Source organism: Pseudoalteromonas prydzensis (assembly GCF_011050055.1).
In the GTDB taxonomy this organism is placed as follows: Bacteria; Pseudomonadota; Gammaproteobacteria; order Enterobacterales; family Alteromonadaceae; genus Pseudoalteromonas; species Pseudoalteromonas prydzensis_A.
This window is the reverse complement of record NZ_DRGM01000145.1, coordinates 32,312-58,399: the sequence shown is the minus strand read 5'-3', so window position 1 is coordinate 58,399 and position 26,088 is coordinate 32,312. Positions and strand designations below refer to the sequence as shown.

Below are 26,088 nucleotides of genomic sequence, written 5' to 3'. Positions count from 1 at the left end.
CTTAACCATTTAATTAATACACCTTAACAACTGTCAGCCTTAAGCTCAAACCTTACGTTATTGGGAATGAACTGAACACCACAAAAATCCATCGCAGAGCACTTTTTGGCACCACGAGCACATGCTATATTAAATTAAATTCCCTACATCAGGCTCAATAATGAATTTTAGTTCACTATGGCGCGGTAAAGCCCCTCGCCTAACAACCACACTCGCGGTGTTAACTTTAAGCACCTTAAGTAGCGCTTTAGTGGCAGCACCATTAAATAAAGCAGATATTAAATTTATTGGCCCAATTGCCGCTGATATGCAGTTAAAGCCATATCAAACTGAACATCAAGATGCGATTATTAACACCCTTTTACCTAGCATTCAACAACCCGCAACAAGCATCACGGTATTTGGCGAAAAATTAAAGTGGCAAAACTTAGATAAAGTAAATGCCTTAACCCTTGGCGGCTTACAAGCATTAAAGTTTTCCGCGCATGCTGAGCGCTTTAGCCAAGGTACACTCACTCTCAAAGGTATCGAAAAAGCACAGCTGTTTATCAATGGCGAACAACAAACAGCCAAAAAAGAAAATTATAAATTGGCATTACCGCAAGGCGATCACCAAATAGTGATTATTGCGGAACAAGTTGCTAACTGGCACGATGTTGAGATTGATTTCAGCCCTAGCACTGACATTGATTCGCTAACCTTTAGCAGCGCAACACAACATGGTTTATCGGCCAAGCAATTGTTTGATGCCACCACAGTCAGCGCACTGTCAATGGCCCCTGATGGCAAACATTATTTAGTTGCCAAACGCCATTATCAAGACAGCACTGGTAACCAAGCGAATGTTATTACTGAACTAAAAAATGCCGATAAGCAAACGATTTACCGCTTTGAATCAGGCCAACCAAGCAACATTACTTGGAGCCCTGATAATAATTATTTAGTGTATTTATTAGATGGAAAATTAACCCAGTTAAACCGTAACACACTAAACCTTAAAGTGATTGCCAACAATCTAGATGGCGCAAGCAGCTTTGCTTATTACGATAGCAACAGCTTAATCTTCAGCTGGTCAAAATCACCGACAGCAGATAGCCGCCTTACCAAGCATTACCAAGGTCTACAAGACCGTTGGTCATATGCTCGCACGATCTCTCAAGCTTATTTATTAGATATCAACACCGGCCTAAGTAAAGCACTGAGCCAAGGACCGCTTAGCCACAGTATTGAAGATTTTAATAGTAAACGCGGTACTGTATTACTCAGCCGCGGTACTGAAGCAATGCAAGCTGCAACTCACCCTACTACAGAATTAGTAGAGCTGAATGTTGCCAATGCGAGCAACACAGTTATTGGTCAGTTTGCGACATTTAATCAAGCAAAGTACACCGGCGATGATATTTATGTCACGGCAGGCCCTGATTTTAAAGCCGGCTTAGGCAGAAACTTGCCAGAGAATATGTTGGCAAATAACTACGACGGGCAGCTTTATTTATTAACCGACAATGGTACAAATGCAGCACCATTAAGCCGTGAATTTGACCCCGCCATTGGCCAACTTGAAGTATTACCCAATGGCGATGCCCTCGTTAAAGTGACCGAGCAAGATACCATCGCTTTGTATCTGTACGATAAAAGTAAACAACGCTTTAGCAAACTTAACACGGGATTTGATGTGGTCGAACAATTTAGTTATTCAACCAATCGCAGTCCTGTTATTTTAGTGAGTGGTTCGAATGCATCATCTGCGCAGCAATTAAAACAGCTGAGTATTAACAAAAACCAAGCAACTACATTGTGGGATTCACAACCGCAAGAATATGCCAATACTGAGATAGCTAGCTTAGATGAGTTTAACTTTACTAACACTGCTGGTATTGAAATTAAAGGCCGAGTTTACCTGCCAAGCAATCTCGATAAGAGCAAACAATACCCTGCATTAGTATATTACTATGGCGGTACCTCACCGGTTACCCGTGGTTTTACTGGCCGTTATCCGTTCAATTTATGGGCAGAGCATGGCTATGTGGTCTATGTGGTGCAGCCGACTGGCGCAACTGGTTTTGGTCAGCAGTTTTCGGCAAAACACGTCAATGCATGGGGACAATATACTGCTGACGATATTATGCAAGGCACCCAAGCGTTACTAAAACAGTATCCATTTATTGATAAAAATCGTTTAGGTAATTTAGGCGCATCATACGGCGGCTTTATGACTATGCTACTGGCCACCAAAACGGATATGTTTAGTGCCTCAATTGCGCATGCGGGTATTTCTAATATCACCTCATATTGGGGGCAAGGTTGGTGGGGCTATTTATATTCAGGCGAAGCCTCTAAAAACAGCTATCCTTGGAATAACAGCACGCTGTACAGCCAACATAGTCCTGTATTTCACGCTGACAAAGTAACTACACCGCTACTGCTATTACATGGTGATGCTGATACTAATGTTCCGGTGGGAGAAAGTCATAGTATGTATACCGCCCTGAAATTACTTGGCAAAGATGTTGAGCTGATTGAATATAAAGGGGCTGATCATCAAATATTGGCCCGCGATCAACGTTTTAATTGGTGGGACACGATGCTGGCATATTTTGATAAACACTTAAAAGAACAGCCGCAGTGGTGGCAGTACCTATACCCTGAAAAGTAGTTTTTCCATCAAACAACAGATAGACTGACTAAGTTTATCTGTTGTTAATTATCAAACAATCGCCTAAATAGTGCATAAACACTAAAAATCGCCCTTCTCACCATTTGCGAATGAGTGATAACATAGCGGCATCATTAAAGGTAATTGAGATACTATGACTATTCATGTTTTATTGGTTGAAGATGACGAACTATTAGTTAAACGTATAATCAATCATTTTGCAGAGACTGAATTTCGCATTGAAAACGATGCCACTGGCGCTGATGCCTTAGCCATAGTGCAAGCTCGTGCTAACAATCATGATGCCATCTCATTAGCGATTGTTGACATAGTATTACCTAAACGTGATGGCCTTCACTTAGCAAAAGAGCTCAATACATTGACCGATATCGGTGTGATCATGCTTTCAAGCCGCGATTCTCAGGCCGATCGTATTGCCGGCCTTGCTCAAGGCGCTGATGATTACATTTGCAAGCCAGTCGATTTGTTAGAACTTGAACTGCGCATGCGTGCACTTTATAAGCGCTTAAAAAGCAATAATAACCTCGATGAAAGTGAAGAGTTTATTGAATACGCTGACTTCAAATTGCACCCGGATAACCGCACGCTAATTACTGCCGCAGGGGTTGAATCACGTTTGACCGAAGCAGAGCATAAAGTGCTGATTTGCTTGATCAGTAACGCAGGTAAAGCGACCTCCCGTGAAAAGATATCAGAAGAAATAGGCCAGCCAGATTGGAGCCCGAACGATCGCACCGTTGATGTGCTGATTGGCCGTTTGCGCAAAAAACTAAATGATGAAAAAGATCAAAAACGCATTGTTACCGTACGTGGTAAAGGTTACATGCTATCCATCTAATATTGACTCAACTGAGCCAATAGTCGCTCAAATGCGCGATAATTCAACGCTTCTTTTAGCTCACTCAGGGTAATATTTGTTTGCCCTTTTAAATCACTTATCGTCCGCGCAACTTTAATCACCCGATGATAAGAGCGTGGTGACAACGACAGCTTCTCACTGGCTTTGGCTAAAAACTGTAATTCGGCTGTTGCCAGTGCGCAGTGGACACTCATTTCTTTATTATTAAGTCGCGCATTCACTTTGCCTTGCCGGTTTAGTTGTAAATTATGTGCCATTTCAACTCTGGCCCTTACTAACGCACTTGTTTCTTCAGCTTCAGTACTTTGCAGCTGCGTACTGTTTAACCGTGGCAGCTCTATTTGTAAATCAATGCGGTCGATAAACGGCCCAGAAACCCGCGATAAATAACGCATCACTTGATCCGGAGTAGCACGCTTATCGTTATGACAACCAGTTGGGCTAGGATTGAGTGCCGCTATAAGTTGAAATTGTGCGGGGAACTCCATTTGCCGCGCCGCTCTTGAGATAGTGACTGTGCCGGTTTCCATTGGTTCGCGCAATGAATCAAGCACTTTGCGCTCAAACTCAGGTAATTCATCAAGGAATAATACGCCATTGTGCGCCAATGAAATTTCCCCAGGTTTGGGATTTGAAGACCCCCCAACTAACGCGACAGCAGAGCAAGTGTGGTGAGGATTACGAAATGGTCGCTTACGCCAATTTGTTAAATCAACAGTTTGCCCTATGATTGAGTACAAAGCCGCAGTAGCAAGCGCCTCATCATCTGACATGCCAGGCATTATGGTCGGCATACGCTGTGCAAGCATCGATTTGCCGGTGCCCGGAGGACCCAGAAACAGTAAATTATGACCACCCGCGGCCGCTATTTCTAATACTCTTTTGGCGCCAGCTTGGCCTTTAACATCACTCAAATCAATTAAAAACTCAACGCCGCCATGCTGCTGTTCAGGATAAACAATATTAAGCGGTAAAGGCTGTTGGTTTAGTAGATCACTCCATACTTCTTGAATAGAGGAGATCGCCTTACGTTCAACACCATTCACCAAACTTGCTAAGCTGTCATTCACTAACGGTAAAAAGCAGCAACGCCCTTGTGCTTTAGCAGCCAAAACGGAAGGAAGTATCGCATTCACGCCACGTACTTCGCCATTAAGAGCCAGCTCGCCGTAAAATTCATACTTTTCAATATCAGCACAGACTATTTGCCCTGATGCCACTAAGATGCCGATCGCAATAGCTAAATCAAAACGCCCGCCATCTTTAGGCAAATCGGCAGGCGCTAAGTTTACGGTAATACGTTGATCAGGAAAGCCAAATTTGGAGTTTTCTAATGCACTGCGGACCCGATCTTTGGCTTCTTTCACAGACGCTTCAGGCAGGCCAACAATATGAAATGCCGGTAAACCATTGCCTAAATGTACTTCAACGATCACTTCGGGTGCTTGAATGCCTACTTGGGCACGCGAATAAATCCGAGCTAATGACATCCTTTGTCCCTGTAACGTTATATTCTTTACAGTTTAGTCAGGATATTTAAAAACGTGTAGTGTTAGTTGCCATTTCATTGCTGCAAGGCGCAATAATAAAGTAGTTAACATTGCTAAAACCATGGCCACTTCCGTTGCCACGTTAAAGGCAATAGCTTGGGTATAAATGATACCACCCGCAATACAGGTAATGGCATACAGCTCACCTTTTAATAACATTGGAATATTACCCGCGAGTACATCGCGGGTAACGCCACCAAAACAACCGGTGATCACGCCCATAATAATGGCGGTTGTTGCCGGCATACCTGCAAGCAGTGCTTTTTGCGCACCCATCACAGCAAAGAATGCTAAACCAAACGCATCAGCAACATGCAAATGGTATATCGGAATTGATTTTTGTTTATTTATCAAACGAGTGGTAATAAATACAGAAGCAAAAATAGCGATAAAATAACTTTGGTCGTGCAACCAAAATACCGGAACATCCAAAATTAAATCGCGAATTGTACCACCACCTATCGCCGTAACAGTTGCCAATACCACGACACCAAAACCGTCCATTTTTTTATCATAGGCAATTAAAGTACCCGACATTGCAAATACCGCGATGCCAATTAAATCAAACCAATGGTAAAGTTCTGTCATATATCCAAGCCATCCCAAGATGCAAATCGAAGTTGAAATCAACTGTGCTTAACGATGCCGTTTTAGCACAATAAATCCAAAGTTTTTAGTTAACTGTAGATTTTTATATTTATATTAATTCAGTAACTGCTGCGTTGTTTGCAACTGCCTATAACGGGCGATTAAAGTCACCCCCCTTAGCAACATAAAGCAGCTCATCGCCAACCATAAACCGTGATTTTGCCAAGCACTAAATACCCAAAACACACCAAAAAATCCGACTAAGGCTGAAAATATCATGGTATTACGCATATCTTTCGCTCGTGTTAAGCCAACAAAAATACCATCAAACAAAAAGCAACTCATGGCCGCAAGCGGCATAAAAATCAACCACGCTAGGTATTCATTGGCGGCGCTAATAACTTCGGGAATATCTGTTAACAAGGTAATGATTTTCTTACCGAACAATGCAAAAAACACGCTATAACAAAAAGCAAATAACATCCCCCAAAATACGCTTATCTTTACCCATAAGTTTATACGCCGCACGCTATGTTGGCCTTTTGCTTGGCCAACTTTTGCTTCACTCGCATAGGCAATACCATCGAGCGCAAAGCTCACTAGCATTAAAAAGTTCAGCAATACCGCATTGACCGCAAGCGTTATCTCGCCAATACGTGCACCGTAGAAGGTCATAAAGCTAAAGCATAGTTGTAATATTAAGGAGCGAATAAAAATATCACGGTTAAGACTTAATAACGCCCACATTTTCTCTCGGCTAAACCACCCAGCTAGAAATAGCGGCACGGCCATTTTTTTCGCCAATCTAAAAACTAAAAATAACGCGAATAATAGCGCGGTATAATCAGCAATAACGGAAGCCCATGCGGCACCAGCCACTTGCCAATCTAAATACACCACAAAATAAATATCTAAAACAATGTTGGTGATATTAGTGACTAATAATAAATAAAAGGGCCCTTTGCCGTAATGAATTCCGAGCATCCAAGCTAATAATACCAAGTTACATAATGCTGCTGGCGCACTAAAAATACGAATTTCAAAATAACTATAGGCTTGTACAAGCACCTCGCTACTAGAACCAGAAAGGTACGCTATGACATTTTTAATAAGGGGTGATAAAGCAATTAAAGAAAAGGCAACGATAAGCGCTAATACTAAGCTACGCTTTAACAATCCGGCTAATTGGGGGTAATCTTTTTTACCATAAGCTTGCGCAACTAATCCTGTGGTGCTCATACGTAAAAATCCCGCAAGCCAAAATAATAACGAGATCACGGTGGCCCCTAAGGCAATTCCAGCAAGAAAATGAGCGCTGCCGAGGTGGCCAATTACAGCGGTATCAACTAATCCTAACAGTGGCACGGTTATATTTGATAATATCATTGGACCGGCTAACAACAGCAAGCTTTTATGGTGTGCTTTATGACGATTAAGAAACTTTTTCACAGTGTACTATCAATCCTATTCTGGCTATCTTTACCTGCTCACAGCGCAGTTATTTTACAATACCATCATGTCAGTGAAACTCTACCGGCAGTCACTAGTGTCAGCGCAAAAACCTTCACTGAACACCTCAACTATTTAAAAGAACATGATTTTAACGTCATCGCATTAAATGATTTGCTTGTAAGTTTACAACAAGGTCAAAGTTTACCAGATAAAACAGTGGCAATTACCTTTGATGATGGTTACACCAATAACTACCAACAAGCAGCGCCGATATTAGAGAAGTTTAATTACCCTTACACTATTTTTGTTAATCCAAAATTGATTGATGAAGGTAAAAGCTATGTAATGGGCTGGGACAAACTCAGAGAGCTTGCCAAAAAAGGGGCGCTGATCAGCAATCACAGTGCGCAACATGATTATCTGCACCGCAAATTAGCCAATGAAACAAAGCAACAATGGCAAGCACGTATTAAGCAAGATATCTTGTCAGCACAACAACGGATCAAAGAAGAAATTGGTCATGACTATAAATACTTAGCGTATCCCTATGGTGAATTTAATAATCAATTACAAGATTTAGTAAAAGAATTGGGGTTTATCGGTATTGGTCAACATTCTGGTGCCGTTAACAAAGACTCTGACTTTAGCCGTTTACCACGCTTTCCGGCATCTGGCTTTTACAGCAAGCTTGATACGCTAGTTACTAAACTTAACTCTCGCGCCTTTGCAATCCAAGCGCTCAATTATGTAGATAGTGTTACCAATGAAAATCCGCCTCAGATCAGTATCAAATTTAATATGGGGGACTTTCATAAAAGTCAGTTAGCGTGCTATGTATCGGGCATTGGTCAGGCAAAACTAGACTGGTCAGCCGCGGATACGGTGATGATAAATTCACCTAAACCGTTAGCTCTAGGCCGCTCGCGCTTTAACTGTACAGCGCCATCAATCAGCCACAAAGATAGTTATTATTGGTTTTCACAACCATGGGTGATCATTGATTAACGTTTCACGGCTTGACTTAATAACTGCTGAGCAACCCTATCAAGAGAGACAACCTCTATTGCCGCGCCAAGTTCAATTGCGGCTTTAGGCATTCCCCATACCACTGACGATAACTCATCTTGCGCTACGGTATAAGCTCCATGTTGTTTTAATGCCAGTAAACCTTTAGCGCCATCGCTGCCCATACCTGTTAATAAAGCGGCAATGGTGTTTTTAGGGCATATTTTAACCAGTGAATTAAATAATACATCGACCGCTGGACGATGGCGGTTGATCGGATCATGCTGATCAAGTTGGCAATATAAACTGCCGCCTTGCTGTATCACGCTCAAATGCTGATCCCCTGGTGCAATATACGCCCAGCCAGCGGCTAATTTATCGCCATGTTGTGCTTCTTTAACATTGATGGTGCAGGTGCGGTCCATGCGCTGCGCAAACGAGCTGCTAAACACCGGCGGGATATGCTGAGTGATCACTATTGGCGGGCAATTTTCTGGCATCCGTATCAGCACTTCTTTGATTGCTTCAGTGCCTCCCGTTGACGCGCCAATTGCCAGCACTTTATTGACACTAAACTGGGCATTACTCAATGTCTCTATTGGCTTCACTTCACTGAGTTTAAACGATCTAACCCGGGCAGAAGCCGCTGTCCGTACTTTTTGCTGCACAATTTTTGCGTACTGATTAAATTGTGCAGATACATTAACTATCGGCTTGGCAATAAAATCAACAGCACCTAGCTCCAACGCTTCCAAGGTAATAGGCGAACCTTTTTGTGTCAACGTCGAGATCATCACCACCGGCATAGGCCGCAGGCGCATTAAGTTTTTCAAAAAACTAAGACCATCCATTTTTGGCATTTCAATATCTAAAGTCAGCACATCTGGATTAAGCTGTTTAATCATGTCTCGTGCTTGATAAGGGTCTTCTGCACATCCAACCACCTGGATATCATCAACCTGGTGCAGCACTTCTGTCAATACTCGCTGTATCAATGGCGAGTCATCAATCACTAACACCTTGACCATTTCTTTACCCCTTAAAATAACTCAATATCGGTTTTAGAATCTTGTTTTTCGATATCATGTAAATAACGGACTTCGCGTTTTTCAATTACATCTGTATGCATCTCGCGCAATTTTTTAACCTGTGCTTTGCCTGATTGAGGATTAAAATTAACCTTACGTGGCCAAGGGCCTCCTACATCATGAGATACCAAGTTTAACCCCTCTTCTTGCACATAAGAATGAGCAAAGCGAATATTACCAAGACCTATATCGCTCATCGAGCGAATAATCTTGCCACCGCCAAACAGTTTTATTTTTAAATTTTGCCTAGATGCACCATTTTTAAGCACCTCATTAATTAAGAATTCCATTGCCCAATTACCATAACGACAATTTAAATTATGCGCGCTGGTTGGCTCTGCACCTTTTTCAATAGGAAGCATAAAATGATTCATGCCGCCAATCCCCAGTTTGTCATCATAAATACAGGCTGCAATGCACGAACCAAGCACTGTGGAAATCACTTCATCATTTTTTGATACATAAAATTCACCGGGCAAAACTTTAGCTACAACTTGCTGCAGCCCAGCATCCCAAAACCGTTTAATATGCTCAAAGCCATGCAGCACAGGCTTAAAATCACGCTCCATAGGTCACCTTAAGGTACATAGTTCTGCCTAAATTTTTAAACTCACTGTGTTCCTTGCCAATAGTTTCAGAGTGGCCTAACAATAAATACCCTTGCTCAGCTAAAATATTGCAGTAACGAGTAAACAACTGATCTTTCGTTTCTTTATCAAAATAAATCACCACATTACGGCAAAAGATCACATCGAATGGTCCTTTCATTGGCCAGTCTTGCAATAAATTCAAACGCTTGAAATGAATATTTTGCTGTAACTCAGGTTTAACTTTGAACAGCTCGCGATCTTTAGTTTTTAAAAACCAGCGTTGTAATTGCTGTGCTTCAAGTCCGTTTACATTAGCCGCAGTGTAAGTGCCCGACTGCGCCTTAGCCAATACGTTTGAATCTAAATCAGTGGCTAAAATTTTCACATCCCAATCTGCTGGAAATAAGCCATGCAAGCTCATAGCTAAAGAATAAGGTTCTTCTCCAGTTGAGCAACCAGCAGACCATATCCGCACTCGCCGGGTCGTTTTATTTGCGACTAACAACTTAGGGACAATATGTGATTGCAAATAATCAAAGTGATGTGATTCACGAAAGAAAGAAGTCAAGTTGGTGGTTATCGCGTTAATAAAATCGCTAAATTCTTGCTCTTTATGTGTCTCTAAATAAGTTAAATACTGCTTAAAATTTGCAAGCCCCAAGGCTCGGATCCGACGAGCAAGGCGTGAATAAACCATTTCGCGTTTATGTTCACCCAAAACAATACCACACGCGTCATAAACGATAGCTGCGATCTGTTTAAAGTCACTATCGGTTAATAAAAACTCTTTCATTACAAATACTCGTAATAGACGCGTCAGGGATGCGGTTAAACATTAAAAGCAATTGCAAAGTAAAAGCTCTCGCGTTTGTGCAGAGCCTTTACTTGCGCTATTGATACGAAACCTTAAAACTCCTCCCACTCATCTGTTGAATCGGCAAAGTTGTTTCCTCGCGTTTTACTACGGATGTTACGATTGTGTGGTGGCGCCACGATGGGAGTGACTGATGCAGTGTTCATTGCTGTTGTTTGCTGACTTAAAGTAAAAAAATTCAGTAATCTGGTCATATCATTTGCTTGCTCTGACATTGATTCACTTGCCGCTGATGCTTGCTCAACTAAGGCCGCATTTTGCTGGGTCATTTCATCCATTTGCGATATCGCTTTGTTTACCTGCTCAATACCTGAACTTTGCTCTTCTGACGCTGCGGCAATAGCAGATATCATCTCTGTTACTTTTTGCACGGCAATAACAATTTCTTTCAGGGTTGCACCAGATTCATTTACTAACAAAGTACCGTCTTCAACCTTGCCAACGCTATCTCTGATCAACTCTTTAATTTCTTTCGCAGCACCAGCAGAACGCTGCGCTAAATTACGCACTTCTCCAGCGACAACCGCAAAACCTCGGCCTTGCTCACCAGCTCTGGCCGCCTCAACCGCTGCATTTAAGGCTAATAAATTGGTTTGAAAGGCAATTTCATCAATCACGCTGATAATATCGGCAATTCTCTTACTCGACTCATTAATTGCCGACATACTGATCACCGCGCGATTAACAATTTCGCCCCCTTGCTGCGCTTTATCACGTGTTTCTTCCGCCAGTTCATTGACCACTTTTGCATTATCAGCATTTTGACGCACTGTACTGGTCATTTCCTCCATGCTTGATGCTGTCTCTTCAAGCGATGATGCCTGCTCTTCTGTGCGCTGGCTTAGATCAGCGTTGCCTTGAGATATTTCCTCTGCGCCGCTTGCCACTAAGTTTGCAGAGGTATTAATACCATTAATTACTTCCGTTAATTTATCGGCCGTCGCGTTAGCATCACGCTTAAGCCTTTCAAACGACCCCTGATATTCTTGTTCTATGCGTTTTGATAAATCACCATTTGCCATAGCATCGAGCATATTACCAGTACCTGTGACAGCATCATCAACAATAGCAACTAAACCATTTAGCCCTTTAGCTAAACGTAAAAAGAAACCGTCCTTACCTTGCTCTGCAACACGCGCCTCTAGATTACCTTTACGTGCCGAGCTGACTAAGTCAGCAATTTCTTTTTCTATTGCTACTTCAGCCGTTCTATCTTCCCACTCCACCACAGTGCCGATACGTTCATTTGCGGGGGTAAAAATAGGGTTAGCAACTAAGCCAAAGGTGCGCCCACCAACAACTATCTCTGCACTGTAAGTATCGGTTAACTTGCTTAGCAGATCACGTTGATGAGCTGGATTTTTATGAAATACATCAATATTTTGCCCTAATAACTGACTACTATCAAAATGAGGTAAATCGCAGCGTAAATCTTGCTCTGCGTTGTGCATCATATTTTGCACCGCTTCATTCATATAAATAATATCGTTTTTAGTATTGGTAATCATGGTATTTGTTGCAACCCGATCAAGTGCTCGGCGTACACGTAAATTCTCTTCTGCAGCAGCTTTTTCGGCCGTGGCTTTTTTAATGCTTTCGGTTAAATCTTGCCACTCAATTATAGTTCCTAATCGTTTGCCTTTTTTATTAAACCAAGGCGTCGCAATAAGATTAAAAATTAACGATGCAATTTCTAGTTTTGATTCAATGGAGTCGGTCAAGTTTGCATATAACTGAGCCTGTTGCGCGGCATTTTCAAAAAATGTCGTAATACTTGAGCCGATCATGGTATCGACGGAAAAGTCACCGAGCACGCTCTGCAGTTCATCTTCTCTGGTTTGAAGCATCTGTTTTAATTGATTGTTGGCAAACACTATTTGCAAATCATTATCAGCCATCATCACACTCGCTTGGCAGATCGTTAATGCACTTGATAGCTCTGCATCACGTTTTGATTCTTTTTCTAATTCTTTTTGAACTGTGATGTCTGTCGCATATTTAACCACCTTGTAAGGTTTGCCACTGAGATCAAAAATTGGATTATAAGATGCTTGGATCCATACTTCACTGCCATCTTTAGCGATACGTAAATACTCACCTGAGTCAAATTCACCACGACCTAATTTTTGCCAAAACTGCAAGTATTGTTCACTCTTAGCAACTTCTGATGCAATAAATATACGATGATGCCGCCCTACTATTTCCTCTAACTGGTAACCAAATGTCTGCAAAAAGTTATCATTCGCGGTCAACACGCTGCCGTCTAAATCAAACTCAATCACCGCTTGCGATTTACTAATAGCAGCAATTTGCCCCGCTGCTTCAACAGCGAGCATTTTTTGCGCGGTAATATCACTGACAAATTTCACAACTTTTATAACATGTCCATGCTCATCCTGAACGGGGTTATACGTTGCTTGGATCCACACTTCTTTGCCACTTTTACTGATCCGCTTAAACTCATCAGCAATAAACTTTCCGTCTTTCAAACTTTGCCAAAAGCTTTTGTATTCAGTGCTCTGAGCTTCATTTTTAGATACGAATATACAATGGTGCTGGCCCTGAATTTCTTCTAAGGGGTAACCCATTACATCTAAAAAGTTATTATTCGCCGTAATAATTATGCCGCTAGGCTCAAACTCAATCACCGCAAGTGACTTATTTAATGCCGTAACGATTAAATCATTATTTGATTTTTTAGAATTACTAAACCACCCCATGCCCATCACCTTCTTGTTGATCACCATTTACTATATTTAGTATTTGGCTAAATATTCATTGTTTTTTGCAGGTCCAATAACGCGACCATCTTCTCACCGACATTCACTAACCCTGCGATAAATTCAGTATTCTCCGAGCCGCTAAAGTTAGGCACCGTCTTCGCATCTTGCTCTACAATACTGTAAACATCAGATACGGCATCGACTACCATTCCCATAATCTTGCTATTTTGCTCAAAAATGACTTTCACCACGATCACTACCGTTAGCGGTCCATAGTCAATCATCGCTAAGCCGAAACGCAATCTTAAATCTAAAATCGGCACTATGGTGCCACGTAGATTAATTACCCCTTTGAGATAATCGGGAGCATTTGGGATTTCAGTGATCTCTTCCCAACTGCGAATTTCTTGAACGGTTAAAATATCAACACCGTATTCTTCATCAGCCATAATAAAGGTTAAAAATTGCTTAACCCCTTGCGCCTGTTCAAGCATTATTTTGTTATCTAATTCGCTGTGCGCAGAGATCATGACGCCTCCAAGTTGGCTTGCGATTCAATTATCAATTCTTGGCTACCGGGTTTTCTTAGTCCTGACAATTTAATTAAGCCGCTAATATCGACAATCAGTGAAACTCGCCCATCTCCTAAAATAGTCGCACCTGAAACACCATCTACTTTTTGGTAATTCGCTTCTAAACTTTTGATCACTACTTGTTGTTGCGACAATAAATCATCAACTAATAAGCCAATTTTTTGATTATCACTTTCCACTACCACCAATAAGGTTTTATCGAGTGTTTCTATCGCGCCTGGATGATTGAAAATACTGTATAAACGCAAGATAGGAATATATTCATCGCGTAGCCTAAGTACATCGAGGTCTTTACCCACTCGACTGACTTTACTGATATCAATTTGTAATGATTCAACAATAGAGATTAATGGAATAATATAGGTGTGCTTTGCGACTCGAACTAACTGGCCATCTAAGATAGCTAAGGTAAGTGGCAAGCGAATAGTGAAGGTAGATCCGACACCTGCGGCTGATGACACTTCAACAGAGCCATTGAGTGATTGGATATTGCGTCTCACCACATCCATACCAACACCACGTCCGGATATATCACTTACTTCATCCACGGTTGAAAAACCGGGCATAAAAATAAGCTCATTAATTTCATCATCACCTAATTCATCAGCTTCGCTTACTAACCCATTGGCAACCGCTTTTTGTTTTATTTTTGCCGTATTAAGACCTTGGCCGTCATCCATGATTTCTATAACGATATTGCCACCTTGATGAAACGCATTAAGCGTTACCTTACCAACCGGGTCTTTACCCGCTGCAAGGCGCTGTGCAACCGTTTCTAGTCCATGATCCAGCGAGTTTCGTACTAAGTGCACCATAGGATCTGATATTTTTTCCATCACGGTTTTATCAAGCTCGGTCTGCTCTCCTAGCAGTTTTAGCTCAACTTGTTTATTCAGCTTTTGCGAAATATCTCTTACCAAACGTGGAAAACGGCTAAATACAAAGCTGATTGGTAACATTCGGATGCGCATTACATTTTCTTGTAAATCGCGAGTGTTATGAGCCAATTGCGCTAAACCTTCCTGCAAAGAGGCGATAGTCGCTTCGGTTATCTCTTGTTGACCAATTTGGCTTAACATAGCTTGAGTGATAACCAGCTCGCCCACCATGTTGATAAGTGAGTCAACTTTATCTATGCCGACTCTAATTGAAGTTGATTCTGCAACTGGGGTGCTTGCCTTAATTGCGGTGCTTTTTTTTATCGGCTTCACTGCAGCAACATTGACAGCTGCAGGGGTTGAGTTAAGGTTTATCTCAGTCGTATCAAGTGCTGTAATTTGCGTATCATCTTCAGCAAATAAACCACCGCATAGCGCAATGGTAATATCAGCGTCATCTTCAACCCACTCAAATATTTCTCGAATAGCACTCTCTGTTTTTGCTGTATTTAAAAAGAATCGCCAAGATAAAAAACAATCTTCGACACTTAAATCTGCAATCTCAGGGATCTCATTACTGAAAGCTTGAGTCTCTAAATCTCCCAGCTCAGCAAGCTCACTGATCATATACAGTGGCTCATTGCCAGTTTTAAATAAATGCCGATGAGGCTTAAAATCAATCTGATAAGTGTTCAGGGCAAGTTGAACGGGATTAGCATCGACTTCAGCTGTATGGTTATCGGCTTGGTTTACCCCTAAAATCTGTTCAAACTTAATTCTGAGATCGATAGCTTCTGCTAAATTAGGTTCTTGCTCTGCTTGTAAGCTACGAAGTAACTCCCGCAAGCAATCAACTGATTTAAGTAATAGGTTAACATGCTCTGCGCTAAGCTCTCGTTTCCCTTCACGAATTTGATCTAATAGGGTTTCGAGCACATGAGTAAAGTCAGACACAGAGTTAAAACCAAATGTACCACTGCCACCTTTAATAGAATGCGCAGCACGAAAAATGGTATTGATTGTTTCTAAATCTTCTTCGCCAGGCACCAAGTTTAATAACTCAGCTTCCATGGCATCTAAGCCTTCAAAACTTTCCTCAAAGAATACTTCAAAAAATTGACTTAAATCTATACTCATACCCCATCCCCTAGATTAGCGAATCACTTTTTTTAAAACCGCTAATAACTGTTCAGGATTAAAGGGTTTAACTATCCAGCCAGTTGCACCAGCAGCCTTCCCTTCTACTTTTTTATCCATACCCGATTCTGTCGTTAGCATTAGCAATGGCGTAAATTTATAGTTTGGTAAGGTGCGCAACTCTCGGATCAAAGTGATGCCATCCATTACCGGCATGTTGACGTCCGATATCACCGCATCAAAACCTTGTTGTTTTGCGATGTTCAGTGCTTCGCTGCCGTCCTTTGCCTCAGTGACCTCAAAACCCGCCTTTTTCAGTGTAAAACTCACCATTTGACGCATCGACGTAGAATCATCCACGGCTAAAATTCTTTTCATATAAACCCCTTATTCCGCATTTTCAAGTATTAGATATTCACTTAGGCCTAAGCGATTAATGGCATTTCTTAAAGGCTTACTTTGCCCAACCCAAATAATTTTGTGTTGTAAGCACAGCAAGTGCTTTTGCAAAGCACACAATAGTTGAATTGAGGCGGTATCTGCGCGTGCAACCTCACTTATATCGAGGCACACATCATCATTGCGGTGTAATTCTTGTAATAAATCTTGGTGTAAATTTTCAACTTGAGTGATTACTAGTTCAGCAGGAAGTTTTAACATATTTTTCGCACTTTCCATGTTTAACCAATTCATAACAAAAGCTTAGACTGAGTTAGTAAAAATGCCATAAATGCGTTAAAAAAAGAGTGAAATTATTTATAGGGGAATAAATGAACAGTAAAAAGGAGCTCAACGCTCCTCTACAATAATTAAAATATACTTGTTTTATTAAAAATGATCCGCAATCTGCTTAAATTCGGTTATTAATAATTTAGCATTAATTAACGGTACACTACCTTGTTTAAACTCAGGTTTAAAAATAGCTCTTACCGCTCCTTGCGGGTCAACCATAGCAATTGAAGCACTATGGTCAACGGCATATTCTTGCTCATCACTGTCGCTAATGGCGTAAATTAACCCCAATTCCCTCACCAGTGGAAATAAATCTTTATGTTCCCCTGAAACGGCTAAAAAATCAGGATTAAAATAATCAATGTAGGCTTTGCGTTTAGCTGTTGTATCGCGTTTTGGATCAACCGCTAAAAACCAAATTTGCAGTGGGTACTCAGCGTGCAATGCGTTATAGACACCTTTGAGTTTAGCTAATGTCAGTGGGCAGATATCAGGGCAGCTGGTATAACCTAAAAACACTAAATTCCATTGGCCTTGTAATGTTTGCTTCGTCACTTGCTGACCGTCTTGGTCCTGCAAGGTAAAGTCGCTTAACGGCCGTGCTTGTTCGTATACTAAAGCTTCAACTTCAGGTATCGCGCTATCACTGCATGCCGTTAATAACAGTAAACCTAGGGTCAACCATACAGGTCGACACTTAACTGCTAAGTTATTCATATAACAAACCATTTATCGATAAATAAGGCGACAAAGAGTAACATTAAATGAATAATCGAAAAACGAAATAAATCCATTGCCGTATCGTCATTTCCTGCCAATTTGAGTTTTACTGCCTTATACGTAAACATACTATTGAGCAAGGTAGCTGCTATCAAATAGATAATCCCCGACATGCCAATTAAATAAGGCAGCACGCACACTAAGGTAAGTAACACTGAATAAGCAACTACGCAGGTTTTACAAAAGTCGATGCCATGGGTAACAGGCAACATAGGTATTTTGGCACGCTCATAATCGCTTTTACGCGCAATTGCCAACGCCCAAAAATGCGGTGGAGTCCAGGTAAATATGATCATCACCAGTAACCATGGCGCTGCCGCCATTTGTCCAGTTTCAGACACCCAGCCCAATAATGGCGGCATTGCACCAGCAAGCCCACCAATAACAATATTTTGCGGTGTTGCACGCTTTAAAAATGAGGTATAAATAAATGCATAACCAACTAAGGCAAATAAGGTTAATATGGCTGTTAAAGTATTAGCCCAGATCATCAGCATTAGAAACCCACTCACTCCAATGACTGCGGCAAAACTTAATGCATGCAATTTTGATAACCGACCTTTAGCCACTGGGCGATGGCGAGTTCGTGCCATTTTACTATCTATTTCGCTGTCGACCACATGATTGATCACGGCCGCCGCCGCAGATAATAAACCAATCCCCAATAAACTAATAAATTGCACGCCAATACCGCGGCCAACATCGGGCGCAAGTGCTAAGCCAACCCATGCAGTTAATACCAGCATGGCGACTACTTTAAATTTACTGATTGCTAAATAATCATTTATTAAGCCGCTAATTTGGCTAGGTGCTAACTTTGTTATTGCTATTAATTGTGTCATAACTGCCCCTAAGTACGTGCTTTTAAGTAAAAACATAAACGAACTACCGTTAACAATAGTATGGCAGCCATTAAATTATGTGCCAGTGCTACGCCTAGCGGAAAATGCCAATGCACAACCGCCAAGCCTAAACAAATTTGGCACAGTAGTGCGACCAATACTGCAACGCAGCACTGTTTAATTTTTCTTGAAATTGCGCGGCTATAAATACGCCACATGATCAGCGCTAACACCACACAAGTAACTAACGCCCAGATCCGATGTAGTAAATGAATCGACATTCTGGCTTGCTGCGATAACACACCGTATTCATAGGTGCTGTGCTCTAACGGCAATTGAAACACACTGCTCAGTGAAAACGGTTGCCCATAACTACACAATGGTAAGCCATTACAGTGCGGCGCGGCATAGTTAGCAGCAAGCCAGCCACCGAGTGCGATTTGCATTATTAACACCGCTAAAGCCACTAAACTAAGTTTAAAGTAACGCCGTGCAGGTGTATCACCGCCATAAATTGGTTTCGCCGTTAGCCGCAGATACAGCAATGTAATCAATGATAAAATACTGAATCCACCTAATAAGTGGCCCATCACGATTAATGGCTGCAAATTCATAGTGACCGTCCACATCCCAAGCGCAGCTTGAAAAATAACTAAGGCAAGTAACAAAAATGGTAATTTAACCGGCATGATTGGATGCTGACGCTTTATAAAAGCCAAAATAAATAACCCCAAAATAAGTAAGCCGAGTGCTCCAGCAAAGTAGCGATGGATCATTTCCTTCCACGCTTTGGCGGTTTCAAACATCATATCTGGGTAGCTTTGCTCTACATGAGCTAAATCAGCTGCATGTTTTGGTACGGTTAAAAAGCCATAACAACCAGGCCAATCAGGACACCCCAAGCCAGCATCACTTAAGCGCGTATAGGCGCCTAAGCCAACAACCAAAATTGATAACAGAAAAGTGGCTAACACTAAGTGCTTATAATTTTTATACATAGTTAACACTCCTTTGCTCAGCTAGAACGCGAATAGTTAAGTAATTTTTTTAAATCTTGGAGCAGACCTTTTTGCGTTAATCGATTTTGTTGCGGCTCATCATGATACGGGTATTGCAACACCACTAAGCCCATATGATCGATTAAATAGAGGCTAGCAGGCGTCAGCTCATCAATACTGGCTAGTTGCGGCCAAGGGGTCGCTGTTTGCTGTGCGGCACCTAAAATAACCATATCAACCTTGCCTTGGTTTTTACCAAGCGCCACATATAAATTATCAAGCGCTTGCAACTGCTCGGCACATGGCTGCTGGCATTGCTCAGGATGATTTAACGCAATAGTCCATTGTTTATGCTCTGTACTTTGCCAATCTTTAATTTTTACTTCTGTTGTTAAAAACTCACCGTTATTGGTCGATGCAGAGGGTATCCAGTCTAACTTTAATGCTAAATAAGCCAGTACTAAAGGCACTAAACAGCATCCGATAAAAATTACCATGGGTTTATTTTTCATTTTAATTCCTTCTTTTACTGGCAAAAATAGCCACCACAACACACGCCAAAGCAATTAATAGCCATTGCACGGCATAGCCATAATGCTTTTGTGGACTCATCACCACAGCTTGATAATGCGGTATCCCTAGCTCATCACCAGCACCTTGACGATAGCCAATAAAATCAACCATCGTTTGCTCTGCTTGTTGGGTGAATAACTGCAAATCTATGGTTTGTACTCGCTTTGGCCAACTGTCATTTTCGAGCTTGTTTATTGAGGCGTTATCTAAGGTGAAACCACTGAGCTTACCCTGCTTCAGTTGCACATTGATTGTGATGGGTTGATTCGGTAACTCGATAGCCGGTAACTGCTCGCGTGAAAGCGGAGCTTTAATCCAACCAAGATTAATTAATAGCGGTTTTTTGCTGGTTGCGGGTTTAAACAGCGTTAACACATCGTAGCCAACCTGTCCTTGATAAACTTGATTATCTAATAACCAATAGTAATTATTATCTATCGTACCGGTTAAAGTTGCCTGAACTCCGGTTTTGTTCCAGTCACTAGGCAGTGCCTGCACTTGCGGCCAATCCATTACACCTCGCGCTTGAACACTGGCGATATGAGCAAGTTGCTGTGTTTTAGCTTCTGCTCGTTGCATTTGCCAATAACCTAAACGTAAACACACCAATACCACAACAATCACCACGCAAACGATGAAAATTGAGCTAAGCTTTTGTTTACGCCATAAAATTAACTGCATAAAGGTGAACCCAGTGATTATTAAAATTATTATTGTACTGTTGTTATTGTTTATACTTTTTAACTTATTTAGAGCATTGTTTATTATGGTTTCAGGCCGAGATAATGGGCGGCCAATGTCACATTATTTAGGCCGCCGCGTGTTGTTTTCTGTCGTAGTGCTCGTTGTTGTTATTGCAGCGTTGAAGTTAGGATACATTTATCCAAATGCTAACCCTACAACACATATACAAACACAAATAAACACAACCAAACCACATCCACAAAGTGCCAATACCAAGCAGCCGCTTGAAATGCAAAGTGTTTATCAGGGCTAAAATGACCTTTTAAAATTCTAAAAAATACCACCAGTAAAATAATGGTACCGAGAGTCACGTGCATGCCATGAAAACCGGTTAATAAGAAGAACGTATTGCCATACACACCGGCATCTAAAGTAAGCCCTAAGTCTTGATAGGCGTGAATATACTCTTCAACTTGCAACCCTAAAAATACAACGCCAAGTAAAATAGTGAAGCCTAAAAAGACTTTTAGTGGGCCACGTTTATTGTTTTCCATTGCCACATGCGCAAAATGCAACGTCACCGATGAAGTCAGTAGGATTAATGTGTTTATTAATGGTAAACCCTGCCACCCCATTGCTTGTGTAGTGCCCCCAGCTGGGGTTGTCACTAACGGCCACATAGCTTCAAAGGTTGGCCATAAAACTTCGTTGGTCATCGCGTTGTTGCCCGCACCACCTAACCAAGGCACTGAGATCATTCGCGCATAAAACAACGCGCCAAAAAAGGCCATAAAAAACATCACCTCAGAGAAAATAAACCAACTCATTCCTTGGCGAAACGAGCGATCCATTTGTGCTGAGTACAAACCTTGATGTGATTCTTCAATCACATTCTTAAACCAGCTAAATAGCATGTAGAGCAAAATTGCTATTCCGCCGTAAAGTATGTAATGACCACTGCCCCCCTCGGAGCCTAGCTGCATAACCGTCAATGCGGCACCTACAGCAATTAAAAATAGCGCCACAGCTCCCACAATAGGCCATGGGCTTTGTGCTGGCACATAGTATTTTTCGTAATTTTGATTCATCTCACTTGCTCCTAATTACTAGCCACTAACTGACTACTAATATCAAACACGGTATACGATAAAGTCAGCTCTTCTACATCGTCTGGTAACTGCGTATCGACGTAAAAAAGTAATTTAAACTCTACCTCTTCACCGGCTTTCAATGGCTGTTGATCAAAACAAAAACAGGCCATTTTATGTAAGTATTTGGCTGCTTTTCCTGGCGATACCGAAGGTACCGCCTGCATAACTTTATCTTCATTGCTGAGGTTTTTTGCTTTAAACAGTACCTCGCGCATTGCTCCGGGCTGCACTGAAACACTGTATTCAGCTGATTGCACCGCAAACGGTGCACCACTTTGTGCATGGGTAGTAAAACTCACATCCACCTCGCGTGTTTCATTAATGCTGGTGCTTTGCTTTGCTTGCTCTAAGGATGGTTTGCCATTAAGTCCTGTTACATCACAAAAAACGTCATATAACGGCACCAAGGCAAAGGCAAAAGCAAACATGCCTAGGCATATCAACACTAAGCGCTTAAGCAGTGGTGCGTGGCTCATTACTTGATCTCCGGCGGTGTTTCAAAGGTATGATATGGCGCAGGAGAATCCACTTCCCACTCTAACCCTTCGGCGCCATCCCACACCTTCGCTGGCACTTTATCGCCACCTCTTACGCACTTAAATACCACTACCACAAATAGCAATTGCGATAAGCCAAAGGCAAACCCACCAAGACTAATAATGGCGTTAAAGTCAGCAAATTGCAGTGCATAGTCAGGAATTCGCCGTGGCATACCAGCAAGGCCAACAAAGTGCATAGGGAAGAATAGTACGTTCACACTCACCAAAGATAGCCAGAAATGCCATTTAGCTAAGGTGATATTAAACATATGCCCCGTCCACTTCGGCAGCCAATAATAGGCACCTGCCATGATTGAGAATACCGCGCCTGTGACTAATACATAATGAAAATGCGCAACTACAAAGTAGGTATCGTGATACTGAAAATCAGCAGGGGTAATCGCCAACATCAAACCGGAAAAACCGCCCAAGGTAAACAACACGATAAACGCAATACTGAATAACATCGGCACTTCAAAACTAATTGACCCACGCCACATAGTGGCTACCCAGTTAAATACTTTTACCCCCGTTGGCACCGATATCAGCATAGTTGCATACATAAAAAACAATTCAGCGGCTACCGGCATACCAGTGGTGAACATATGATGCGCCCAAACAATAAAGCTTAATAAGGCAATCGAGGAGGTGGCATATACCATAGAGGCATAACCAAATAATTTCTTACGAGAGAAGGTCGGCACTATGGTCGAGATAATACCAAAGGCTGGCAGGATCATAATATACACTTCAGGGTGACCAAAAAACCAAAAGATATGTTGGAACATCACCGGATCGCCACCACCAGCGGCATCAAAAAAGCTAGTAGCAAAGTATTTATCAGTCAACACCATAGTCACAGCCCCAGCTAATACTGGCATAACTGCTATTAGTAAAAATGCGGTGATTAGCCAAGTCCAAACAAATAGCGGGAGTTTCATCCAGGTCATCCCTGGTGCGCGCATATTCACTATGGTCACAATGACATTAATTGCCCCCATAATTGAGCTGATACCCATAATGTGCACGGCAAACACAAATAACGCAGTGTTATCATTACTGTAAGTGGTGGAGAGCGGTGCATAAAAAGTCCAACCAAATGCAGGCCCGCCGCCAGGCATAAACAATGACGCTAATAGAATTAAAAACGCGAACGGTAAAATCCAAAAACTCCAGTTGTTCATCCGTGGCAGTGCCATGTCTGGCGCGCCAATCATTAAGGGCACCATCCAGTTTGCCAGTCCTGTAAAGGCAGGCATAACCGCACCAAATACCATGATCAAACCATGTACTGTGGTCATTTGATTAAAAAAGTGCGGGTCGACTAACTGCAGTCCTGGCTGGAATAATTCAGCTCGGATCACCATAGCCATGGCGCCACCTATTAAAAACATGGTGAGCGAGAAGATTAAATATAAACTGCCGATATCTTTATGATTGGTTGTATATAACCAGCGCTTAAACCCTTTTGCGCCGTGATGATGCCCATCATCATGATGTGCAGCTGTATTATCGTGTTGTTCTATTACGCTACTCATTTATTTAGCCTCCGATGTTGCATCAAGCTCAGCTTGAATCTGACTCGGTTGAATAACATCGCCAGTATCGTTACCCCACGCATTTCGTTTATAGGTAATAACCGCAGCTAATTGTTTAATTGATAGCTGCTTAGCAAATGCTTGCATCGCAGTGCCTGGGCGACCATGTATTACTACATCGATATGATCTTTAATATCACCAAGTACAACAGGGCTGCCCTTAACTGCGGGGAACACCCCCGGTAACCCCATACCCGTAGGTTGATGACATGCTGCACAACTTGCCATATAGACCTGCTCACCCAGCGTCATTAACTCTTCTTTCGATAATGTTTGATCTAGTAACGCTGCATCCGCGGCGGCCGCTTTTTGCTTCGCTTGTTTAGCATCAGCCAGCCATGTGGCAAAGTCTTGCTCAGATTTAGCTTCCACAACCACGGGCATAAAGCCGTGATCTTTGCCGCATAGTTCTGCACATTGCCCGCGATAAATGCCCTCTTCATTAATTTTCGTCCACGTTTCATTGATAAACCCTGGATTAGCATCTTTTTTCACCGCAAAATCAGGCACCCACCAAGAGTGGATCACATCATCTGAAGTCATTAAAAAGCGCACTTTTTTGTTAACCGGTAAGACTAAGGGCTTGTCTACTTCAAGTAAGTAGGTCGTCGTTTTATCCGCTTGATTAGTTATTTGTTCTTGCGGAGTCGATAAGATAGAGTAAAAAGCCACATCTTCGCCCATATACTCATAATGCCATTTCCATTGTGAACCAGTAATTTTGATGGTCAGATCAGCTTTACTCGCATCTTCCATCGCGATTAAGGTTTTTGTGGCAGGAATTGCCATACCAATCAAAATAACAAATGGAATAGCAGTCCAAAGTATTTCAACTTTAGTGCTTTCGTGGAATTGGGCTGGAATTGCCCCTTTTGATTTTCGGTGATGTATTAACGCCCAAAACATAACGGCAAATACAATCACCCCGATCACACAACAAATAATAAATATAGTCATGTGCAGTTGATAAACATTATTACTTATATCGGTTACACCTTCGCGCATATTAAATTGGCTATTAGCCAACAATTGCTGCGGAAGCATAAGTAATATAAGCCACAAGGTAGAGCTCAGTTTACCCATGTGACGGCTCCTTTTGATGCTATTGCAAGACGCAAAGCGAAAAGGCGGCACTGCTTTTTCACGCCAATTCGTTATTTTTTTATTGTAACTGGTAATTAACTCTGCCTCTGGAAAGTGCTTTTGCGTAAAACTTCGCAACTTTTAAAGACAAGTGTTAACACAGTGTATTAACCAATTAGTTAAAAAACGAACAATTAGCAAGTTTTAGGAGTAATTAATTTCTCTTTTGGTGCATAAATAATAACTAGAAATCAGCGCGTTATTTTGTAATGAAGGGGAGTAGTAGTGGGCTAAAAGTAACGTATAAGTAGAGCTGACAAGGGCTTGAGGGGCATAGCTAAGTATGAAATTTAGCCATTAAAGAGGTAAAAAAAATCAAAGCACCAAACTTCACCAATTTGGTGCAAAATAGTAAACAAAAAACTTACATCCAATCAGCGTTACGGATCACTCCAACCGCTAATCCCTCAATATTGAAAGATTCATGCTCAAGATCAACTTCGATAGGCGCAAATTCATCATTTTCGGCATGCAAAAAAACTTTTTTACCTGCTTTTTCAAAGCGCTTTACTGTTACATCATCATCAACACGGGCAACCACCACTTGGCCATTCTCCGCAACTTGAGTGCTGTGTACTGCCAGTAAATCACCATCCATAATGCCAATGTCTTTCATACTCATGCCCTGCACTCGTAATAAAAAGTCTGCTGCTGGTTTAAATAATAATGGGTCAACTTGGCAGTGACTCTCAACATGCTGTTGTGCCAAGATTGGCTCACCAGCCGCTACCCGACCAATTAGCGGTAAACCAAGTTGTTCTGGCTCTTCTTCTTCAACCAACTGAATACCACGGCTAGCACCGGGCTTCATTTTAATTACGCCCTTTTTAGCCAGTGCTTTTAAATGTTCTTCCGCTGCATTAGCACTTTTAAAACCTAGCGTTTGCGCAATCTCAGCACGGGTTGGCGGCATACCGGTATCTTTAATAAATACTTTAATAAGTTCGAGAATTTGAGCTTGGCGATTCGTTAATGGGCGCATACAACTGGTTTTCCATACAGTACATTTAACTGTGAGTATATACAGTTATCTG

At 41.8% G+C, this 26,088-nt stretch carries 25 protein-coding genes; 4 read left to right on the top strand and 21 right to left on the bottom strand.

The window, feature by feature from the left end:
• The first annotated feature begins 160 nt into the window (after positions 1 to 160).
• On the top strand, positions 161 to 2,656 hold the full coding sequence (locus tag ENH88_RS14165) for an alpha/beta hydrolase family protein (RefSeq protein WP_304183060.1): 2,496 nt from the start codon (positions 161 to 163) through the stop codon (positions 2,654 to 2,656).
• Between the two features lie 154 nt (positions 2,657 to 2,810).
• Positions 2,811 to 3,515 carry a response regulator transcription factor gene (locus tag ENH88_RS14160; protein ID WP_304183058.1) on the top strand — a complete coding sequence of 235 codons (705 nt, stop codon included), beginning with the start codon at positions 2,811 to 2,813 and terminating at the stop codon, positions 3,513 to 3,515.
• On the opposite strand, the gene ENH88_RS14155 is transcribed toward ENH88_RS14160, so the two are convergent.
• The 3 genes from ENH88_RS14155 to dinF form a co-directional block, all read right to left on the bottom strand.
• Positions 3,512 to 5,026, bottom strand: a complete 1,515-nt coding sequence (locus ENH88_RS14155) for a YifB family Mg chelatase-like AAA ATPase (RefSeq protein WP_304183056.1) — start codon at positions 5,024 to 5,026, stop codon at positions 3,512 to 3,514. The two genes, ENH88_RS14160 and ENH88_RS14155, sit on opposite strands and share 4 nt — an antisense overlap.
• Before the next feature lie 33 nt (positions 5,027 to 5,059).
• Positions 5,060 to 5,674 carry a trimeric intracellular cation channel family protein gene (locus ENH88_RS14150; protein ID WP_304183054.1) on the bottom strand — a complete coding sequence of 205 codons (615 nt, stop codon included), beginning with the start codon at positions 5,672 to 5,674 and terminating at the stop codon, positions 5,060 to 5,062.
• 114 nt (positions 5,675 to 5,788) lie between these two features.
• A complete protein-coding gene (gene dinF, locus ENH88_RS14145; protein WP_304183053.1) occupies positions 5,789 to 7,123 on the bottom strand; it encodes an MATE family efflux transporter DinF in 1,335 nt (444 codons plus the stop codon).
• On the opposite strand from dinF, the gene ENH88_RS14140 reads away from it, so the two are divergent.
• Positions 7,100 to 8,131 carry a polysaccharide deacetylase family protein gene (locus ENH88_RS14140; RefSeq protein ID WP_304183051.1) on the top strand — a complete coding sequence of 344 codons (1,032 nt, stop codon included), beginning with the start codon at positions 7,100 to 7,102 and terminating at the stop codon, positions 8,129 to 8,131. The genes dinF and ENH88_RS14140 overlap by 24 nt on opposite strands.
• Here the strand turns inward: ENH88_RS14140 and ENH88_RS14135 are convergent.
• From ENH88_RS14135 to ENH88_RS14075, 13 genes are all read right to left on the bottom strand, one after another.
• Positions 8,128 to 9,159, bottom strand: coding sequence for a protein-glutamate methylesterase/protein-glutamine glutaminase (locus tag ENH88_RS14135; protein WP_304183049.1), 1,032 nt, complete (start codon positions 9,157 to 9,159; stop codon positions 8,128 to 8,130). The genes ENH88_RS14140 and ENH88_RS14135 overlap by 4 nt on opposite strands.
• Before the next feature lie 11 nt (positions 9,160 to 9,170).
• Complete coding sequence (cheD, locus tag ENH88_RS14130; protein WP_304183047.1) at positions 9,171 to 9,788, bottom strand: chemoreceptor glutamine deamidase CheD; 618 nt, start codon at positions 9,786 to 9,788, stop codon at positions 9,171 to 9,173.
• Complete coding sequence (locus ENH88_RS14125) at positions 9,778 to 10,602, bottom strand: CheR family methyltransferase (protein ID WP_304183046.1); 825 nt, start codon at positions 10,600 to 10,602, stop codon at positions 9,778 to 9,780. The genes cheD and ENH88_RS14125 overlap by 11 nt, the downstream gene beginning before the upstream one ends.
• Positions 10,603 to 10,715: 113 nt before the next feature.
• On the bottom strand, positions 10,716 to 13,403 hold the full coding sequence (locus ENH88_RS14120; protein WP_304183043.1) for a methyl-accepting chemotaxis protein: 2,688 nt from the start codon (positions 13,401 to 13,403) through the stop codon (positions 10,716 to 10,718).
• 47 nt (positions 13,404 to 13,450) lie between these two features.
• Complete coding sequence (locus ENH88_RS14115) at positions 13,451 to 13,936, bottom strand: chemotaxis protein CheW (RefSeq protein ID WP_304183042.1); 486 nt, start codon at positions 13,934 to 13,936, stop codon at positions 13,451 to 13,453.
• Entirely contained in the window at positions 13,933 to 16,014 is a 2,082-nt protein-coding gene (locus ENH88_RS14110; protein WP_304183040.1) for a chemotaxis protein CheA, read from the bottom strand. The genes ENH88_RS14115 and ENH88_RS14110 overlap by 4 nt, the downstream gene beginning before the upstream one ends.
• 15 nt (positions 16,015 to 16,029) lie before the next feature.
• On the bottom strand, positions 16,030 to 16,392 hold the full coding sequence (locus ENH88_RS14105) for a response regulator (RefSeq protein WP_304183037.1): 363 nt from the start codon (positions 16,390 to 16,392) through the stop codon (positions 16,030 to 16,032).
• Between the two features lie 9 nt (positions 16,393 to 16,401).
• Complete coding sequence (locus tag ENH88_RS14100; protein WP_304183122.1) at positions 16,402 to 16,674, bottom strand: STAS domain-containing protein; 273 nt, start codon at positions 16,672 to 16,674, stop codon at positions 16,402 to 16,404.
• 168 nt (positions 16,675 to 16,842) lie between these two features.
• The gene (locus tag ENH88_RS14095; protein ID WP_304183036.1) at positions 16,843 to 17,463 is read right to left on the bottom strand and encodes an SCO family protein; all 621 of its coding nucleotides are present in this window, start codon (positions 17,461 to 17,463) and stop codon (positions 16,843 to 16,845) included.
• Positions 17,460 to 18,368: a heme o synthase gene (gene cyoE, locus ENH88_RS14090; RefSeq protein ID WP_304183034.1), complete on the bottom strand. Its 909-nt coding sequence runs from the start codon at positions 18,366 to 18,368 to the stop codon at positions 17,460 to 17,462. The genes ENH88_RS14095 and cyoE overlap by 4 nt, the downstream gene beginning before the upstream one ends.
• A gap of 8 nt (positions 18,369 to 18,376) precedes the next feature.
• The gene (locus ENH88_RS14085; RefSeq protein ID WP_304183033.1) at positions 18,377 to 19,366 is read right to left on the bottom strand and encodes a COX15/CtaA family protein; all 990 of its coding nucleotides are present in this window, start codon (positions 19,364 to 19,366) and stop codon (positions 18,377 to 18,379) included.
• A gap of 17 nt (positions 19,367 to 19,383) precedes the next feature.
• Entirely contained in the window at positions 19,384 to 19,878 is a 495-nt protein-coding gene (locus tag ENH88_RS14080; protein WP_304183032.1) for a transmembrane cytochrome oxidase associated protein, read from the bottom strand.
• A 1-nt stretch (position 19,879) separates the two neighbouring features.
• Positions 19,880 to 20,620, bottom strand: coding sequence for an SURF1 family protein (locus tag ENH88_RS14075; protein ID WP_304183031.1), 741 nt, complete (start codon positions 20,618 to 20,620; stop codon positions 19,880 to 19,882).
• Between ENH88_RS14075 and ENH88_RS23160 the strand changes: the two genes are divergently transcribed.
• The gene (locus ENH88_RS23160; RefSeq protein ID WP_349768655.1) at positions 20,574 to 20,936 is read left to right on the top strand and encodes a DUF2909 family protein; all 363 of its coding nucleotides are present in this window, start codon (positions 20,574 to 20,576) and stop codon (positions 20,934 to 20,936) included. The two genes, ENH88_RS14075 and ENH88_RS23160, sit on opposite strands and share 47 nt — an antisense overlap.
• Here the strand turns inward: ENH88_RS23160 and ENH88_RS14065 are convergent.
• The 5 genes from ENH88_RS14065 to lexA form a co-directional block, all read right to left on the bottom strand.
• Complete coding sequence (locus ENH88_RS14065; RefSeq protein WP_304183030.1) at positions 20,836 to 21,711, bottom strand: cytochrome c oxidase subunit 3; 876 nt, start codon at positions 21,709 to 21,711, stop codon at positions 20,836 to 20,838. The genes ENH88_RS23160 and ENH88_RS14065 overlap by 101 nt on opposite strands.
• Before the next feature lie 11 nt (positions 21,712 to 21,722).
• On the bottom strand, positions 21,723 to 22,250 hold the full coding sequence (locus tag ENH88_RS14060; protein ID WP_304183029.1) for a cytochrome c oxidase assembly protein: 528 nt from the start codon (positions 22,248 to 22,250) through the stop codon (positions 21,723 to 21,725).
• Positions 22,250 to 23,851 (bottom strand): cytochrome c oxidase subunit I, encoded by a 1,602-nt coding sequence (gene ctaD / locus ENH88_RS14055; protein WP_304183028.1) that lies wholly within the window; start codon positions 23,849 to 23,851, stop codon positions 22,250 to 22,252. The genes ENH88_RS14060 and ctaD overlap by 1 nt, the downstream gene beginning before the upstream one ends.
• Positions 23,852 to 24,994, bottom strand: a complete 1,143-nt coding sequence (coxB, locus tag ENH88_RS14050; RefSeq protein ID WP_304183027.1) for a cytochrome c oxidase subunit II — start codon at positions 24,992 to 24,994, stop codon at positions 23,852 to 23,854.
• Between the two features lie 424 nt (positions 24,995 to 25,418).
• Entirely contained in the window at positions 25,419 to 26,036 is a 618-nt protein-coding gene (gene lexA / locus ENH88_RS14045) for a transcriptional repressor LexA (protein ID WP_304183026.1), read from the bottom strand.
• Between the last annotated feature and the right edge of the window lie 52 nt (positions 26,037 to 26,088).

What these genes read in the sequence shown, in the direction of transcription:
- ENH88_RS23160 (WP_349768655.1), top strand. Translation starts at nt 20,574, where the DNA reads ATGAAAATTGAGCTAAGCTTTTGTTTACGCCATAAAATTAACTGCATA.
- ENH88_RS14085 (WP_304183033.1), bottom strand. Translation starts at nt 19,366, where the DNA reads ATGTATAAAAATTATAAGCACTTAGTGTTAGCCACTTTTCTGTTATCA.
- ENH88_RS14060 (WP_304183029.1), bottom strand. Translation starts at nt 22,250, where the DNA reads ATGAGCCACGCACCACTGCTTAAGCGCTTAGTGTTGATATGCCTAGGC.
- ctaD (WP_304183028.1), bottom strand. Translation starts at nt 23,851, where the DNA reads ATGAGTAGCGTAATAGAACAACACGATAATACAGCTGCACATCATGAT.
- ENH88_RS14125 (WP_304183046.1), bottom strand. Translation starts at nt 10,602, where the DNA reads ATGAAAGAGTTTTTATTAACCGATAGTGACTTTAAACAGATCGCAGCT.
- ENH88_RS14075 (WP_304183031.1), bottom strand. Translation starts at nt 20,620, where the DNA reads ATGCAGTTAATTTTATGGCGTAAACAAAAGCTTAGCTCAATTTTCATC.
- ENH88_RS14105 (WP_304183037.1), bottom strand. Translation starts at nt 16,392, where the DNA reads ATGAAAAGAATTTTAGCCGTGGATGATTCTACGTCGATGCGTCAAATG.
- ENH88_RS14065 (WP_304183030.1), bottom strand. Translation starts at nt 21,711, where the DNA reads ATGAATCAAAATTACGAAAAATACTATGTGCCAGCACAAAGCCCATGG.
- ENH88_RS14155 (WP_304183056.1), bottom strand. Translation starts at nt 5,026, where the DNA reads ATGTCATTAGCTCGGATTTATTCGCGTGCCCAAGTAGGCATTCAAGCA.
- ENH88_RS14080 (WP_304183032.1), bottom strand. Translation starts at nt 19,878, where the DNA reads ATGAAAAATAAACCCATGGTAATTTTTATCGGATGCTGTTTAGTGCCT.
- ENH88_RS14140 (WP_304183051.1), top strand. Translation starts at nt 7,100, where the DNA reads ATGACGATTAAGAAACTTTTTCACAGTGTACTATCAATCCTATTCTGG.
- cheD (WP_304183047.1), bottom strand. Translation starts at nt 9,788, where the DNA reads ATGGAGCGTGATTTTAAGCCTGTGCTGCATGGCTTTGAGCATATTAAA.
- ENH88_RS14115 (WP_304183042.1), bottom strand. Translation starts at nt 13,936, where the DNA reads ATGATCTCTGCGCACAGCGAATTAGATAACAAAATAATGCTTGAACAG.
- ENH88_RS14095 (WP_304183036.1), bottom strand. Translation starts at nt 17,463, where the DNA reads ATGAATAACTTAGCAGTTAAGTGTCGACCTGTATGGTTGACCCTAGGT.
- coxB (WP_304183027.1), bottom strand. Translation starts at nt 24,994, where the DNA reads ATGGGTAAACTGAGCTCTACCTTGTGGCTTATATTACTTATGCTTCCG.
- ENH88_RS14165 (WP_304183060.1), top strand. Translation starts at nt 161, where the DNA reads ATGAATTTTAGTTCACTATGGCGCGGTAAAGCCCCTCGCCTAACAACC.
- ENH88_RS14100 (WP_304183122.1), bottom strand. Translation starts at nt 16,674, where the DNA reads ATGTTAAAACTTCCTGCTGAACTAGTAATCACTCAAGTTGAAAATTTA.
- ENH88_RS14135 (WP_304183049.1), bottom strand. Translation starts at nt 9,159, where the DNA reads ATGGTCAAGGTGTTAGTGATTGATGACTCGCCATTGATACAGCGAGTA.
- ENH88_RS14150 (WP_304183054.1), bottom strand. Translation starts at nt 5,674, where the DNA reads ATGACAGAACTTTACCATTGGTTTGATTTAATTGGCATCGCGGTATTT.
- cyoE (WP_304183034.1), bottom strand. Translation starts at nt 18,368, where the DNA reads ATGACACAATTAATAGCAATAACAAAGTTAGCACCTAGCCAAATTAGC.
- ENH88_RS14110 (WP_304183040.1), bottom strand. Translation starts at nt 16,014, where the DNA reads ATGAGTATAGATTTAAGTCAATTTTTTGAAGTATTCTTTGAGGAAAGT.
- ENH88_RS14160 (WP_304183058.1), top strand. Translation starts at nt 2,811, where the DNA reads ATGACTATTCATGTTTTATTGGTTGAAGATGACGAACTATTAGTTAAA.
- ENH88_RS14120 (WP_304183043.1), bottom strand. Translation starts at nt 13,403, where the DNA reads ATGGGGTGGTTTAGTAATTCTAAAAAATCAAATAATGATTTAATCGTT.
- lexA (WP_304183026.1), bottom strand. Translation starts at nt 26,036, where the DNA reads ATGCGCCCATTAACGAATCGCCAAGCTCAAATTCTCGAACTTATTAAA.